This is a genomic window from Azospirillum himalayense (assembly GCF_042657465.1).
Lineage (GTDB): Bacteria > Pseudomonadota > Alphaproteobacteria > Azospirillales > Azospirillaceae > Azospirillum > Azospirillum himalayense.
This window is the reverse complement of the sequence record NZ_JBHSLC010000087.1, coordinates 40528-54969: the sequence shown is the minus strand read 5'-3', so window position 1 is coordinate 54969 and position 14442 is coordinate 40528. Positions and strand designations below refer to the sequence as shown.

Sequence of the window (14442 nt, the reverse complement as noted above, 5' to 3'; positions counted from 1 at the left end):
CTCATGCCCTCACCCGCGGGCGCGGGTCGATGGCCGCGCAGGCGATGTCGACCAGGGCGTTGACCGCCACCACCGTGACCGCCAGCAGCACGACGACGCTCTGCACCACGATCAGGTCGTGCTGGCCGATGGCCTGATGGAGCAGGCGGCCCAGCCCCGGCAGGGTGAAGACGTTCTCCACCACCACCGCCCCGGCGACGAGGAAGGAGAATTGCAGGCCGAGGATGGTGGCGACGGGGATCAGCGCGTTGGGCAGCACATGGCGCTGCAGGACCAGCCGGCGCGGCAGGCCCTTGGCGACCGCCGTGCGCACATACTCCTCGCGCAGCGTGTCGAGCGCCGCGGTGCGGGTGATGCGCGCCAGGATCGCCGCCTCCGGCAGGGCCAGCGCCACGGCGGGCAGCAGCAGCGCCTTCAGCGCCGGCCCCGCCCCGGCCTCCCACCCCGGAAAGCCGCCGGCGGAAAACCAGCCCAGCCGCACGGAGAACAGCAGGATCAACAGGATGGCGAACCAGAAGCCGGGCACCGCGATGCCCATTTGCCCGAAGGCCATGACCGCCCAGTCTCCCGCCCGCCCCTGCCGCCCGGCGGCGAACAGACCCAAGGGAATGGCGATGCCCGCCGAGAGGACCAGCGCCAGCCCGGCCAGCGGCAGGGTGATGGCCAGCCGGTCGGCGACCAGCCCGGCGACCGGGCGCGCGTAGGTCAGGCTGGTCCCGAAATCGCCGTGCAGCATGCCGCCCACCCAACCGGCATAGCGGACGGGCCAGGGCCGGTCGAGCCCCATCTGGGCGCGCAGAGCGGCTACCGCCTCCGGCTGCGCGCTGGTGCCCAGCATCACCAGGGCGGGGTCGCCGGGGATCGCCTCCAGCACGGCGAAGACCACCAGCGTGGCCAGCCACGCCGTCAGCGCCAGGGTCAGCAGACGGCGCACCAGGAAGGCGAGCACGCGGGTCAGCCCCCGCCGGGTCCGGTCCGGCCGCGCCGGATCACTTCCACCGGACGCCCGTCACGTCGTTGGCCTGGATCGGGCGGTTCACCCACATGCCCTGCACCGCCGACTTCTGCACGGTGGCCGAAGGCAGCATGAAGAGGAAGCCGTTCACCGCGTCCTCGGCCAGGATGCGCTGCTGCTCGCCGTAGAGGGCGTTGCGCTTGGCAGGGTCCTGGGTGCGGTCCAGTTCCGCCCCTACGGCGTTGAAGCGCTCGCTGCGGTAGTTGAAGTAGTAGTCGGGGCGCCCGTAGATGTCGATGTCCAGCGGCTCCGTGTGGGCGATCAGGGTGAGGTCGTAATCCTTGCCCTTGAACACCCGCTCCAGCCACGGCGCCCATTCCATCGGCTCGACCGTCACGCGGATGCCGACCTCGGCCAGCATGGCGGCGATCAACTCGCCGGAGCGGCGGGCGTAGATCGGCGGCGGCAGGCGCAGCGTCGTCGCGAACCCGTCCGGCAGGCCGGCCTCGGCGAGCAGCGCCTTGGCCTTGTCCGGGTCGTAGGGGTAGAGTCCGGTCAGGTCGACGTAGCCGGCGCGGTGCGGCGGGAAGTGGCTGCCGATGGCCGCCCCGTTGCCGAACAGCACCCCGTCGATCAGCGTCTTGCGGTCGATGGCGTGGGCCATGGCCCGGCGCACCCGGACGTCGTCGAAGGGCTTGCGGGCGTTGTTGGTGCCGAGGATCGTCTCCCCCTCCGTCGTGCCGACCATGACGGTGAAGGCCCCGTCGTCGCGGAACTGGGGCAGCGCCTCGTAGGTGTCGAACTGCGGGAAGCTGTCGATGTCGCCGGCCTTCAGCGCGGCGACCTGGGCCGCCGGGTCGCTGATGAAGCGGAAGGTCACGCGCTCCAGCGCCGGCTTCGGCCCGTCATAGTCGGGGTTGCGCACCAGAACCACCCGGTCGCCGGCCACCCAGCGCTCGAACTTGAAGGGGCCGGTGCCGACCGGGGTCTGCTTGTTGGCGCCCGCCGATTCCGGCGCGACGATGGCGGCGTCGCCCGACGCCATGTGGAAGAGGAACAGCCCGTCGGGCCGCGACAGGGTGACGGTCACGGTCCGCGCGTCCGGCGCCTCGACACCGGCGATGGCGGCGAAATAGCCCTTCTGCGCGTTGACCGACTCGGCACCTCGCGCGCGGTCGAGCGAGAACTTCACGTCCGCCGAATCGGCGTCACTGCCGTCGTGGAACTTCGCCCCCTTGCGCAGGTGGAAGGTGTAGGTCAGCCCGTCCGCCGACACCTCCCATTTTTCGGCGAGGCCCGGCACCACCTTGCCTTCGGCGTCGATGCGGGTCAGCGGCTCGAACAGGTTGGCGTAGGTCACCTCGTCGATGGCCGCCGCCGCCCCCGCCGTGGGGTCGAGGTGCGGCGGCTCCAGCCGCATCCCGACCACCAAGTCAGTACGGGCCTGATCGGCGCGGGGGGCCGCCTGTGCGAGGACCGGACCGGCGGCCAGCGCGCCGGCCAGCCCGAGGACCGCTCCCATGGTGATGGCGAGCGCGGCGCGCCTCTGGCGGTTCGGCATGACGGCTGTTTCCCCCAATCGTTGTCTCGGCGCGGGATGATGCGGTGAAGCCCCGCCCGAGTTCAAGACCGCAGGCAGGCTTTTCCGCTCACGCCTCCGCCAGGAAGGCGCCGTACTGGCGGGAAATCGCCTCCACCGCCGTGTCGAACAGCCGCTTGCCGTGCTCCGGCGAGGCGAGGCCGGGGGCGGAGCCGATGCGCCCGTCCGGGTGGCGGCGGCGGAAGTCGCGGGCGTCGTAGAAGCCGCCGGGCGACGCGGTCTCCGGGTCCATCGCCGCCGTCTTGATCGACTCGGGATAGGCGTACTGGGTCAGCGACACCTCGCTGGGTGTGGCGTGGGAGCCCTCCTTGCCACCGAACAGCTCCCGCGACAGGCGGCCGATCTCCTGGTTCTCCCACCAGTTGACCAGGGTGCAGCGCAGCTCCGGCGCCTGCCGGCCGCGCAGGGCGCGGTTCTCCGCGTAGATCTCGTAGAAGGCGGCGCGGACGGACGCGACGTTGCCGCCATGACCGTTGACGAAGAAGAAGCGCTCGAACCCATGCTCGGCCAGCGACATCACATAGTCGCGCAGCAGGGCGATCAGGGTGGAGGGCTTCAGCGTCATGGAGCCGGCGAAGTCCATGTGGTGCACGGCCATGCCCACCGGGATGGTCGGCCCGACCATGGCCCCCGTGGCATCGCCGACGCCGCGGGCCACCACCTCGGCGCAGATGGCGTCGGTGCCGATCAGGCCGTTCGGCCCATGCTGCTCGGTGGAGCCGATGGGCAGGATGATGCCCTTGGAGGTCTTCAGATAGGCCTCGGCCTCGGCCCAGGTGCTGAGAAGAAGCTGCACGGTCTCTGACCCTTGCTGTGAGTTTTGCTCTGGGAAGAAGTGTAGGGCAGCACCGCCCGCCGCCCAAGGCCGCTTGGCCGCAGAACGGCCCTGCGCCGCCCGGCACGCTGGCAATTCCCCTCGCCCGACCATACACTCGCGTGCATTTCCCAAAGCATGGCGTCTGGCATGGTTGCGCGGGTCAACACGGTTGCGTTCCAAGGCATCGAGGTTCTGGACATCGACGTTCAGGTGCAGATGTCCGGCGGCATCGTCGCCTTCACCGTCGTCGGCTTGCCTGACAAGGCTGTGGCGGAAAGCCGGGAGCGGGTGCGGGCGGCTTTGCACGCGCTCGGCCTCGCCCTGCCGGCCAAGCGGATCACCGTCAACCTCGCCCCGGCGGATGTGCTCAAGGAGGGCAGCCATTTCGACCTGCCCATCGCGCTGGCCCTGCTGACCGTCATGGGCGTGCTGCCCGACCTGGAGATGAGCCGCTATTGCGCGCTGGGCGAACTGGCGCTGGACGGGGCTCTGACCCCGGTGGCCGGGGTGCTTCCGGCGGCGATCAACGCGCTGGCCCACGACCGCGGGCTGATCTGCCCTGAGGCCTGCGGTGGCGAGGCCGCCTGGGCGGGCGAGGGGCTGGACGTGCTGGCGCCCGCCACGCTGCTCGCCCTCATCAACCATTTTCGCGGCCAGCAGGTGCTGACCCGCCCCCGCCCGCGCATCCAGGAAAGCGCCGAAGCGCCGCTCGACCTGCGCGATGTGAAGGGCAACGAGACGGCCAAGCGCGCGCTGGAGGTCGCCGCCGCCGGATCGCACAATCTGTTGATGATCGGCCCGCCCGGCTCCGGCAAATCGATGCTGGCGGCAAGGCTGCCGGGCCTGCTGCCGCCGCTCGACCCGGCGGAGGCGCTGGAGGTGTCGATGATCCACAGCGTCGCCGGGCTGCTGGAGGGCGGCCGGCTGCTGCGCCAGCGCCCCTACCGCTCGCCGCACCAGTCGGCCAGCCTGCCCGCCCTGGTCGGCGGCGGGTCGCGCGCCAAGCCGGGCGAGATTTCGCTCGCCCACAAAGGCGTTCTGTTTCTCGACGAATTGCCCGAATTCCCGCGCGGCACGTTGGAGGCGCTGCGTCAGCCCTTGGAGACCGGGAAGGCGGTGGTCAGCCGGGCCAACCACCACGTCACCTATCCGGCGCGGGTGCAGTTGATCGCGGCGATGAACCCCTGCCGTTGCGGGCATCTCGACGACCCGTCGCTGGCCTGCGCCCGCGCGCCGAAATGCGCCGCCGACTACCAGTCGAAGATCAGCGGGCCGCTGTTCGATCGCATCGACCTGCACATCGACGTGCCCGCCGTCAGCCCCGCCGACCTCAGCCTGCCGCCGCCCGCCGAGGGCAGCGCCGATGTGGCCGCCCGCGTGGCGGTGGCCCGCGCCGTCCAGGCGGAGCGCTACGCCGGCTTCGGCCCCTTTCCCGAGGGCCGGGCGGTGCGCACCAACGCCGAGGCCGACGGCGAGCTGCTGGAGAAGGCCGCCGCCCCCGACCAGCCGGGCCGCGCCCTGTTGACCGAAGCGGCGGAGCGGCTGAAGCTCTCGGCCCGCGGCTATCACCGCGTCATGCGCGTTGCCCGCACGCTCGCCGATCTGGACGGCGGGGGCGGCGTGCGCCGCCCGCACATCGCGGAGGCGCTCGGCTACCGCCGCATCGCCCCCGGTCGATAGCCTTGGGTCCGCTGAACGTTTATTCCGCCGCCACGGCGTTGCCGTGGTTGGAATGATGAGTCCGGTCGTGCAGGCAGCGGCGCAGACGGACGGCGGTGATGATGGCCAGCGCGCCATAGGCGATCAGGTAGCTGCCCACGCCCAATGCCAGGGCGAGCAGGCCCAGCGACGGCAGGACCCACATGCCGAAGCCGAACAGCACCGACAGGGCGCCGGCCACGCCCCAGGCCCATTTGCCATGGCTGCGGTGCATGCGCCACGCCGTCATGATCTTGGCGAAGCCGGTGATGACCGACCAGGCGGCGATCACGAAGACCAGCGCGAACAGGCTCGCCTCCGGCCACAGCAGGGCCACGGCGCCCGCCACCAGACTGACCACGCCGTCGAGGAGGAAGGGCAGGCTGCGCTCCTGCGCCTGGGCGGCGCGGACGCCGCCGACGATGGCGAACAGCCCGTCCATCAGCAGGTAGGCTGCGAGCAGAACCGCCAGGGTGGCGACCGTCGCCCCCGGCAGAAGGAAAGCCAGCAGGCCGAGCATCACCGCCCCGGCACCGCGCAACGCCAGCGCCCACCAGTTGCGCGCCAGCAGATCGTTCATGCCCTGGACCCGCCGGGCCTCGTGCATCGCCTCCGTAGCCATGTCTCGTCTCCCCTCATCCGTTCGAGTGCACCGGGGGCGGGTGAGCGCGCCCCATACAGCACGGCAACAGGATCGGGAGGACTTCGTTGCGGCGGCGGGTTGTCGCAGCGGCGGGATTCGCGCGACTTCCGTGCAAACTCGCCGGGGCGGATCAGTTGCTGCGGCCGTAGTCGCCCTTGCTGGGTTCGATGAAGTAGAAGAGCTTCGAGTCGAACTGCATGCCCTCGCGCGGGTTCATCAGCGCCACCTCGGTCGTCAGCCCCTGGGCGTCCAGCACCCGCCATTTGCGGAGCTGGAAGGGCCGGTCCTCGAAGACCAACGTCAGCGTGCCCTTGCCGGGGTCCTTGGTCTCGGTCAGGCTGATCTCCACCAGCCCCGGCGCCTGAAAGACGCCGGTCACCGTCACGTCGCCGGACAGCCGGATGTTCTTGCGCAGGATGAAGTCGGCCAGCGTGCTGCCGATGGGGGCGCTGGACTGCTGCCGCATCTCCCCGTCCCAATAGAAGATGAAGGCGCCGTCGGCGACGACGAAGTCCTTCACCGGCGGGTCGTACTCCAGCCGCATCCGGCCGGGACGCGCGAGGTAGAAGGTGCCGGCGGTCTGGTGGCCGTTCGGGGCGACCTGCACGAACTTCGATTGCAGCGTGCCGATTCCGTTCAGATAGTTCTCTGCCTGGGCCACCAGCGCCTGGTCCTGGGCGGACAGGGCGGCGGCGCGCGGCGCGGCCAGGGTCGGCGCGGGGAACGCGCCGGACACGGCAACGGAAGCGGAGAGAGCGGCGGCGGCCAGGATGCGGCGGAACACGGTCTTCATGATGCCTGCTAGGTAACCGGACGTTCCGGGCGGAAATGGGGCGCGGCGGCGGTTGTTCCAAGGATTAAAGCAAACTCTCAATGCCCCCACCCTAACCCTCCCCCGCTAACGCAGGGGAGGGGACTGCCGCCGCTTTGCGCTAAACTCCCTCCCCTGCGAAGCGGGGGAGGGTCGGGGTGGGGGCAAGCCCCTACTCACTCCTCGATGTTGCGGGCCAGGACCTCGCGTTTGCCGGCGTGGTTGGGCTTGCTGACCACGCCCTCCGTCTCCATCCGCTCGATCAGGCGGGCGGCGGAGTTGTAGCCGATGCGGAGCTGGCGCTGGATGAAGCTGGTCGACGCCTTGCGCTCGCGGCAGACCACGGCGACCGCCTTGTCGTAGAGGTCGTCGCCCGACCCGCCGCCGGCACCCGACCCGTCGTCGAAGGAACCGCCGTCCTCGTCGTCCTCCTCGGTGATGGCGTCGACGTAGCTCGGCTCGCCCTGGGTCTTCAGGAACTTCACCACCTGCTCGACCTCGCCGTCGGCGACGAAGGGGCCGTGGACGCGGGTGATGCGGCCGCCGCCGGCCATGTAGAGCATGTCGCCCTGGCCGAGGAGCTGCTCCGCCCCCTGCTCGCCGAGGATGGTGCGGCTGTCGATCTTGGAGGTGACCTGGAAGCTGATGCGGGTCGGGAAGTTGGCCTTGATGGTGCCGGTGATGACGTCCACCGACGGGCGCTGCGTCGCCATGATCAGATGGATGCCGGCGGCCCGCGCCATCTGGGCGAGGCGCTGGATCGCCGCCTCGATGTCCTTGCCAGCCACCAGCATCAGATCGGCCATCTCGTCCACGATGACCACGATGTAGGGCAGCTCCTTCAGGTCGAGCGGCTGCTCCTCGAAGATCGGCTTGCCGGTGTCGGGGTCGAAGCCGGTCTGGACGCGGCGGGTCAGCAGCTCGCCGTCGGCGCGGGCCTCGCGCAGGCGGGCGTTGTAGCCCTCGATGTTGCGCACACCCAGCTTGGACATGTTGCGGTAGCGGTCCTCCATCTCCCGCACCGTCCATTTCAGGGCGACCACCGCCTTCTTCGGATCGGTGACGACCGGCGTCAGCAGATGGGGAATGCCCTCATAGACCGACAGCTCCAGCATCTTGGGGTCGATCATGATGAAGCGGCAGCGGTCGGGGGCCAAGCGGTAGAGCAGCGACAGGATCATCGTGTTGATCGCCACCGACTTGCCCGAGCCCGTCGTGCCGGCGACCAGCAGGTGCGGGAAGCGGGCGAGGTCGGCGACCACCGACTGGCCGCCGATGTCCTTGCCGAGCGCCAGCAGCAGCTTGCCCGCCGTCTTGTCGAAGACGTCGCCGGCCAGCAGCTCGCGCAGCAACACCGTCTCGCGCTTGGCGTTGGGCAGTTCGATGCCGATGACGTTGCGGCCCGGCACCACGGCGACGCGGACCGACACCGCGCTCATCGAGCGGGCGATGTCGTCGGCCAGACCGATGACGCGGGACGACTTGGTGCCGGGGGCCGGCTCCAGCTCGTAGAGGGTGACGACCGGGCCGGGATGGACCTTCTGCACCTCGCCGCGCACGCCGAAGTCGGACAGCACGCCTTCCAGCTTCACCGCGTTCTCGCGCAGCGCCGCCTCGTCCACCTTCTCGCCGCGCACGCTGGTCGGGACGATCTGGAGCAGGTCGAGCGGCGGCAGCTCGTAGCCGTCCGCCTCCTCCAGATTGAGGGCGGCCTGCTTGGACGGGCGCCCCTGATCGGCGGCCTTCGCCTTGCCCCCGGCGGGCGGGGTGACCACCGGAACGGCGCGGGTCTTGGCCTCCACGCGCGGCTCGACGCTGATGGAGTCGGACAGGCGGCCGCGCGGCGCGGCGCGCAGGGTGATGGCGGCGCTCTCCTCGTCGGGCGCGTCGTCCAGCGTCGGCTCGGCGGCCTTCCTGTCCGCGGTGGCGAGGCTGGGCTCGCGGCGCAGCAGGCCGCCGGTCTGGCGGGCGGCGTTGCGCGCGGCCTCCGCGCCCTTGTCGCGCACGAAGGACACGCCGGCCCGCGCGCCCCGCCCGAGGCGGGCGAGGCCGGCGGCGGTCTCGCGCAGACTGGCCGCCCATTCGCGGATCGACAGGCCCATGGCGACGAACAGGATCAGCCCGCCGGCCACCCCGGCCACGGTGCCGACCAGCGGATTGCCGGGGCCGCCGGACAGCAGCTTGCTGACCCCGTCCAGCAGCACGATGCCGAAGCTGCCACCGGGATGGCCGTTCAGCGGGTCCCCGCCTCCGCCGCCCATCCCGGCCAGGAACATGGCGACCAGAAGCACGCCCCACACCGCCAGCACGCTGCGGAACAGCGGGTGCCGGACGCTCTTCTGCAGGCTGAGCCGCCAGCCCCACATCATCGGAACGAGCGCCAGCAGATAGGCCGCCCAGCCCAGCGATTGGATGAGGACGTCCGCCAGGTGGGCGCCGAATCGGCCGAGAAGGTTGTGGATATGGGCGTCCGCTGCCGGAACCGCGTTCCACGAGGGGTCGGCCGGGTTGTAGCTGCCCAGGATGACCATCAGCACCAGGCCGACCACGCCCAGCGCGAAGCCCGCCATCTCGCGCGCCCGCGCCACCACGAAGGCGCGCGTGGCGGGCGAGAAGAAGGGCGGCTTTTCCGGCCGTGCTCCGGCGGGCCGTGCTCCGGCGCTTTTGCCGCTTCCGCTGCGGGGGCTTGCGGGTCGTGCCATGGGCAGAAGGTCCTCAAGAACGTGCTGTACCGAACCCGTCCTTCGGGGCGAAAGACCGGGGTGATTGGGCGGGCCGAAGAGGGACGGGGATCTCCCCCGCCCTTATCCCAGGATGCGGGCGATGGTGCTGCAGGCGTGGGCGACCGTCTCGGCATCGTTCACCAGCGCGATGCGGATGAAGGGCGCGCCGGGATTGGCCTCGCCGGGGTTGCTGCGGGTCAGATAGGCGCCAGGCAGAACGCGGATGCCGCCCTCCGCCCACAGGCGGCGCGTCGCCTCCTCGCCGTCGCCGACCTCCAGCCACAGGAAGAAGCCGCCGTCCGGCCGGTAGTAGCCGTAGCGTCCCTTCAGCGCACCCTCCGCCGCGTCGAACTTGGCGCGGTAGAGCGCACGGTTCTCCTCGACATGGGCCTCGTCCCGCCACAGGGCGGCGCTGGCCGCCAGCACCGGCAGCGGCATCCCGGCGTTGGAGTAGCTGCGCAGGCGGGTGAAGCGGGACATCAGCTCCGGATCGCCGGCCACGAAGCCCGACCGCAGCCCGGCGGCGCTCGACCGCTTGGACAGGGAATGGAAGACCAGGATGTTCGCCCAGGGCTTCCCGCCGTGATTGAGGCCCGACGCGACCTGGAGCGCGCCGACCGGCGGCGTGTCCAGGTAGATCTCGGCGTAGCACTCGTCCACCGCCAGGATGAAGCCGTAGCGCCGCGCCAGCCCGATCGCCCGCTCCAGATAGGCGGCGTCGGCCGCCGCCCCCTGCGGGTTGGCCGGGGTGCAGAGATAGAACAGCGCCGTGCGCTCCAGCAGCTCCGGCGTCAGCGCGTCGAGGTCGGGCAGGAAGCCGGTCTCGCGGGTGGAGGGCAGGAACACCGGCTCCGCCCCCGCCAGCAGGGCCGCCCCCTCGTAGGGCGCGTAGAAGGGGTTGGGCATCAGCACCGCCGGCTGCCGGCCCGCCTTGCTCGGCGGCACGGCCAGCAGGGCGAGCAGGAACAGCGCCTCGCGCGTGCCGGACACCGGCAGGACGGATTTTTCGGCGTCGAACAGCCCATCCGGCAGGGCGTAGCGGCGGGCCAGCCAGGCGCCCACCGCCTCGCGGAACTCCGGCGTGCCGCCGACCGGCGGGTATTTGCCCCACAGATGGGCGTTGGCGCGCAGCGTCTCGTCGATGATGGCCGGCGGCTGGTGCTGCGGCTCGCCCACCGACATCATGATCGGCTCGGCGTTGGCGCGCGGCGTCACCCCGGACAGCAGGGCCGCCAGCCGGGTGAAGGGGTAGTCCGACAGCCGGTCGAGCCGGTCGTTGACGAGAGCGAAGGTGCCGAGGTCCGGGAGCGACATGCCGCCGAGAATCCTTTCCATGAGGACGGCCCGAGAAGGCCGGGCCGGCCCCGAGGGGCACGGCCCGTCAGGGGCCTCTGGGGGCCTCTGCCCGATACGAAACGGAAACGATCCTACCGGCGGTGGAGTCCCGGCACAAGGGCACAAAACCGGACGAAGCCCGGTCAACGGAAAGCATACGCCGCCCGTTCCGGCGGCCTTGGCGCCACGGTGGAAAGACTGGCGTTCCCGGCCTCAAGTCACCGGGCAGATCATCGATGCCCCGCGGCAAGAAAAAGCGGACGCACCTTCCCCCCTCGAGGGAGGGGCCGGGCGATGACGCCCCGCCCGGTCCGCTTCCTCCAGGACGCCTCAGAGAGCTTCGGTGTTGGTCTCGCCGGTGCGGATGCGCACGGCCTGGGCGATGTCCAGCACGAAGATCTTGCCGTCGCCGATGCGGCCGGTGTTGGCGGCCTTCTGGATCGCCTCGACCACCTGCTCGTACTGGTCGTCGGACACCGCGACCTCGACCTTCACCTTGGGCAGGAAGCTCACGGAATACTCGGCGCCGCGGTAGATCTCGGTCTGACCCTTCTGGCGTCCGAAGCCCTTCACCTCGCTCACCGTCAGGCCCTGGATCCCGAGCGACGTCAGCGCCTCGCGCACTTCGTCGAGCTTGAACGGCTTGATGATGGCCATAACCAGTTTCATGTGGCTTCCCCTTGGGTATGCGTGTTTGCGGGCCCTTGCGGTCGCCCGGTCCCCCCTCGGCCGATCCCGCCGTGGCGGCGGGTTTTCCGAACGTGACTCGAGCGTGTTCGCCTCGACCATAAAAAGCAATGTCTTCAAAAATCGTGCCGGTTGCAGAATCGGCCCTTTTCAGCGGTTTTTGGCTGTTTCGCCGATCGATTGGGCAGGCTGTGCCTAATAATTGCGCAATTTGGAGGCCGCGACGCAGCGCCGCTGGACATCCGGACCAAGCGGAACGATTGTCCGTACCCGTCTACACTGATCGAAGGGCAGCGCCATCATGACCGAATCGGGCACCACCGCAGCGCAGGAGATCACGACCGACGTCGTCGTGTTGGGCGGCGGACTGGCCGGACTCAGCATGGCGGCGGCCCTGGCCACCGCGGGCGTTCCGGTCGTCTGCATCGACCGCGACAGCCCGGACCGGCAGGCGGGGGACGACTTCGACATCCGCACCACGGCGGTCGCCTACGCCTCGATGAAGGTGCTGGAGGGGGCAGGCGTGTGGAAGCACATGGAGCCCGACGCCGGCCCGATCCTGGACATCCGGGTGGCCGACCAGTTCTCGCCCCTGTTCGTCCATTACGACCACACGGAGCTGACCTGGGACGGCAAGAACCAGCCCTTCGGCTGGATTCTCGACAACAAGGACATGCGCCGCGCCCTGTTCGCCCGCGCCAAGGAACTGCCCGGCCTGCACCATCTGGCCCCGGCCCAGGCGGTGTCGATCGAGCGCACCCGCGCCGGCGCCACGGTGACGCTGGCCGACGGGCGGGTGGTCAAGGCGCGGCTGGTGGTCGGGGCCGACGGGCGCCGCTCGCTGGCGCGGGAGAGCGCCGGGATCAAGCTGCGCACCTGGGCCTACGACCAGACCGCGATCATCTGCACGATCCGCCATTCGGAGCCGCACAACGGCGTCGCGGTGGAGCATTTCCTGCCCAACGGCCCCTTCGCCGTGCTGCCGATGACCGAGAACCGCTCCTCCATCGTGTGGAGCGAGAAGCGGTCGCTGGTCGACATGTATCTGAAGCTGCCCGAGGACCAGTTCATCGACGAGCTGACCCGGCGGTCGGGCGGCTATCTGGGCGACATCGAGCTGGTGACCCGGCGCGACGCCTGGCCGCTGTCGGTCCTGCTCGCCGAGCGCTTCATCGCGGAGCGCGTCGCCCTGATCGGCGAGGCGGCCCACGCCATCCACCCCATCGCCGGGCAGGGGCTGAACCTGGGCCTGCGCGACGTGGCGGCGCTCGCCGAGGTGATCGTGGACGCCCACCGGCTGGGGCTGGACGTCGGCTCGCCGGAGGTGCTGGCCCGCTTCCAGCGCTGGCGCCGCTTCGACACGGTGCTGCTGGCCGTGGTCTGCGACGGTCTGGTCCACCTGTTCTCGAACAACATCCCGCCGATCAAGCTGGCCCGCGACGTCGGCATGGCCGTCGTCAACCGCCTGCCGCCGCTGAAGCGCTTCTTCATGCGGCACGCGATGGGCGTGGTCGGCGAACTGCCGCGGATGATCAAGGGCGTGCCGCTGTAAGGCGCCGACCGCCCGTCACCCCAACCCGTATTCCGACAGCGCCTCGTACACCGCGGCCCCCTTGCCCAGGTGGCTGCGGTAGAGCGTGAAGTGCTCCACCCGGATCGGACCGGCGCGGAACATCCCGCGCTCCTCGACGAAGCGGCCGATCCGGTCCTTCGGCGCGTCCTTCAGCCGGGCCAGCGTGACGTGGGGCGAGAATTTGCGCTCCTCCGCCGGCAGGCCGCAACGGACCAGCGCCGACTCGACCTTGGACTGGAGGTGCGACAAGGCGTCGCTGCGCTCCACTCCGGCCCAGAGGACGCGGGCGTTGCGGCCGCTGCCGTACACGCCCACGCCGTCCAGAACCAGATCGAAGGCCGGCGCCGCGATCTGCGCCAGCGACTCGTCGATCTCCGCCGCCTGATCCTCCGGCACCTCCCCGATGAAGCGGAGCGTCAGATGCAGGTTGTCCGCGTCGGTCCAGCGGGCGCCGGGCACGCCGCCGCCCAGCCCCGCCAGACGCCGGCGCACCTCCTCCGGAAAATCGAGGGCGACGAAGAGACGGATCATTGGCGTTCCGGAACGGTTACGGGCAGGGGTCGGGATAGCGGGCGTTGACCGCCTCGATGTCCTTCATCACCTCGTCCGACAGCGTGACGTCCACCGCCGCGATGTTGGACTTCAGGTCCTCCAGGGTCGTCGCGCCGATCAGCGAGGACGCCACGAAGGGCTGCTGCAGGGTGAAGGCGATGGCCATCTGCGTCGGCGACAGGCCATGGCGCCGGGCGACGTCCAGATACTCCTTCGTCGCCGCGTCGGCGTTGACGGTGGCGTAGCGCGACTTGCGGTGATCCAGCGCGCGGCGGGTGCCGGCGGGAACGGCGCCGTCCAGATACTTGCCGGTCAGCGTGCCGGCGGCCAGCGGCGAGTAAGCCAGAAGCCCGACATCCTCGCGCAGCGACACCTCGGCCAGACCCTGCTCGAAGGTCCGGTTGAGCAGGCTGTAGGCGTTCTGGATCGAGGCGATGCGCGGCAGGCCCTTATCCTCCGCCAGCTTGAGGAACTGCATCACCCCCCAGGGCGACTCGTTCGACACGCCGATGTGGCGGACCTTGCCGGACTTCACCAACTCGTCGAGCGCCGACAGAGTCTCTTCGATGGGCGTGCCGTCCTTCTCCGGCCGGTGGACGTAGTTGCGCGCGCCGAAGCGGTTGGTCGAACGGTCGGGCCAGTGGAGTTGGTACAGGTCGATGTAGTCGGTCTGGAGCCGGCGGAGGCTGGCCTCGACCGCCGCGAAGATGTTGGCGCGGTCGAGCTTCGCCTCGCCGTTGCGCACCCAGGCGAAGCCGCCGTCGGTGGCACCGACGACCTTGCTCGCCAGGATCACCTGATCGCGCTTGCCGGTCGCCTTGAACCAGGTACCGATCACCTCTTCCGTACGTCCGTACGTGTCGGCGGTCGGGGGGATGGCGTACATCTCCGCCGTGTCCCAGAAAGTCACGCCCTCGCCGAGCGCGTAGTCCATCTGGGCGTGGCCTTCGGCCTCGCTGTTCTGGCGGCCCCAGGTCATGGTGCCCAGGCCGATGGCGCTGACCGACAGGCCGGTGCGGCCGAGCGGACGGTATTGCATTTGTCTTTG

At 70.4% G+C, this 14442-nt stretch carries 12 protein-coding genes; 2 read left to right on the top strand and 10 right to left on the bottom strand.

Translation table 11 applies throughout. The features are described 5' to 3' along the window. Window position 1: 1 nt before the first annotated feature. From ACFPMG_RS25310 to ACFPMG_RS25300, 3 genes are all read right to left on the bottom strand, one after another. Window positions 2-949, bottom strand: coding sequence for an ABC transporter permease (locus ACFPMG_RS25310; RefSeq protein WP_376998023.1), 948 nt, complete (start codon window positions 947-949; stop codon window positions 2-4). Between the two features lie 40 nt (window positions 950-989). Next, a complete protein-coding gene (locus tag ACFPMG_RS25305) occupies window positions 990-2516 on the bottom strand; it encodes an ABC transporter substrate-binding protein (protein ID WP_376998022.1) in 1527 nt (508 codons plus the stop codon). An 88-nt stretch (window positions 2517-2604) separates the two neighbouring features. After that, window positions 2605-3351 carry a creatininase family protein gene (locus ACFPMG_RS25300; RefSeq protein ID WP_014239044.1) on the bottom strand — a complete coding sequence of 249 codons (747 nt, stop codon included), beginning with the start codon at window positions 3349-3351 and terminating at the stop codon, window positions 2605-2607. Window positions 3352-3519: 168 nt separating this feature from the next. On the opposite strand from ACFPMG_RS25300, the gene ACFPMG_RS25295 reads away from it, so the two are divergent. Next, complete coding sequence (locus ACFPMG_RS25295; RefSeq protein WP_376998021.1) at window positions 3520-5052, top strand: YifB family Mg chelatase-like AAA ATPase; 1533 nt, start codon at window positions 3520-3522, stop codon at window positions 5050-5052. A 19-nt stretch (window positions 5053-5071) separates the two neighbouring features. Here ACFPMG_RS25295 and ACFPMG_RS25290 read toward each other — a convergent pair whose 3' ends face one another. The 5 genes from ACFPMG_RS25290 to glnK all read right to left on the bottom strand — a co-directional run bounded on the left by ACFPMG_RS25290 (window position 5072) and on the right by glnK (window position 11251). Beyond that, window positions 5072-5692, bottom strand: coding sequence for an HdeD family acid-resistance protein (locus ACFPMG_RS25290; RefSeq protein WP_376998020.1), 621 nt, complete (start codon window positions 5690-5692; stop codon window positions 5072-5074). A 151-nt stretch (window positions 5693-5843) separates the two neighbouring features. Further along, window positions 5844-6506 (bottom strand): LolA family protein, encoded by a 663-nt coding sequence (locus ACFPMG_RS25285; protein ID WP_376998019.1) that lies wholly within the window; start codon window positions 6504-6506, stop codon window positions 5844-5846. Between the two features lie 194 nt (window positions 6507-6700). Beyond that, complete coding sequence (locus ACFPMG_RS25280; RefSeq protein ID WP_376998018.1) at window positions 6701-9226, bottom strand: DNA translocase FtsK; 2526 nt, start codon at window positions 9224-9226, stop codon at window positions 6701-6703. 102 nt (window positions 9227-9328) lie between these two features. Beyond that, entirely contained in the window at window positions 9329-10561 is a 1233-nt protein-coding gene (locus ACFPMG_RS25275; protein ID WP_376998016.1) for an aminotransferase class I/II-fold pyridoxal phosphate-dependent enzyme, read from the bottom strand. Window positions 10562-10912: 351 nt separating this feature from the next. Further along, window positions 10913-11251: a P-II family nitrogen regulator gene (gene glnK, locus ACFPMG_RS25270; RefSeq protein WP_035670687.1), complete on the bottom strand. Its 339-nt coding sequence runs from the start codon at window positions 11249-11251 to the stop codon at window positions 10913-10915. 319 nt (window positions 11252-11570) lie between these two features. On the opposite strand from glnK, the gene ACFPMG_RS25265 reads away from it, so the two are divergent. Then, on the top strand, window positions 11571-12821 hold the full coding sequence (locus ACFPMG_RS25265) for a UbiH/UbiF/VisC/COQ6 family ubiquinone biosynthesis hydroxylase (protein ID WP_376998015.1): 1251 nt from the start codon (window positions 11571-11573) through the stop codon (window positions 12819-12821). 15 nt (window positions 12822-12836) lie between these two features. Here ACFPMG_RS25265 and thpR read toward each other — a convergent pair whose 3' ends face one another. Both thpR and ACFPMG_RS25255 read right to left on the bottom strand, forming a co-directional pair. Next, on the bottom strand, window positions 12837-13373 hold the full coding sequence (thpR, locus tag ACFPMG_RS25260; RefSeq protein ID WP_145676298.1) for an RNA 2',3'-cyclic phosphodiesterase: 537 nt from the start codon (window positions 13371-13373) through the stop codon (window positions 12837-12839). A gap of 16 nt (window positions 13374-13389) precedes the next feature. Further along, window positions 13390-14433: an NADP(H)-dependent aldo-keto reductase gene (locus tag ACFPMG_RS25255; RefSeq protein WP_376998014.1), complete on the bottom strand. Its 1044-nt coding sequence runs from the start codon at window positions 14431-14433 to the stop codon at window positions 13390-13392. Window positions 14434-14442 lie beyond the last annotated feature (9 nt).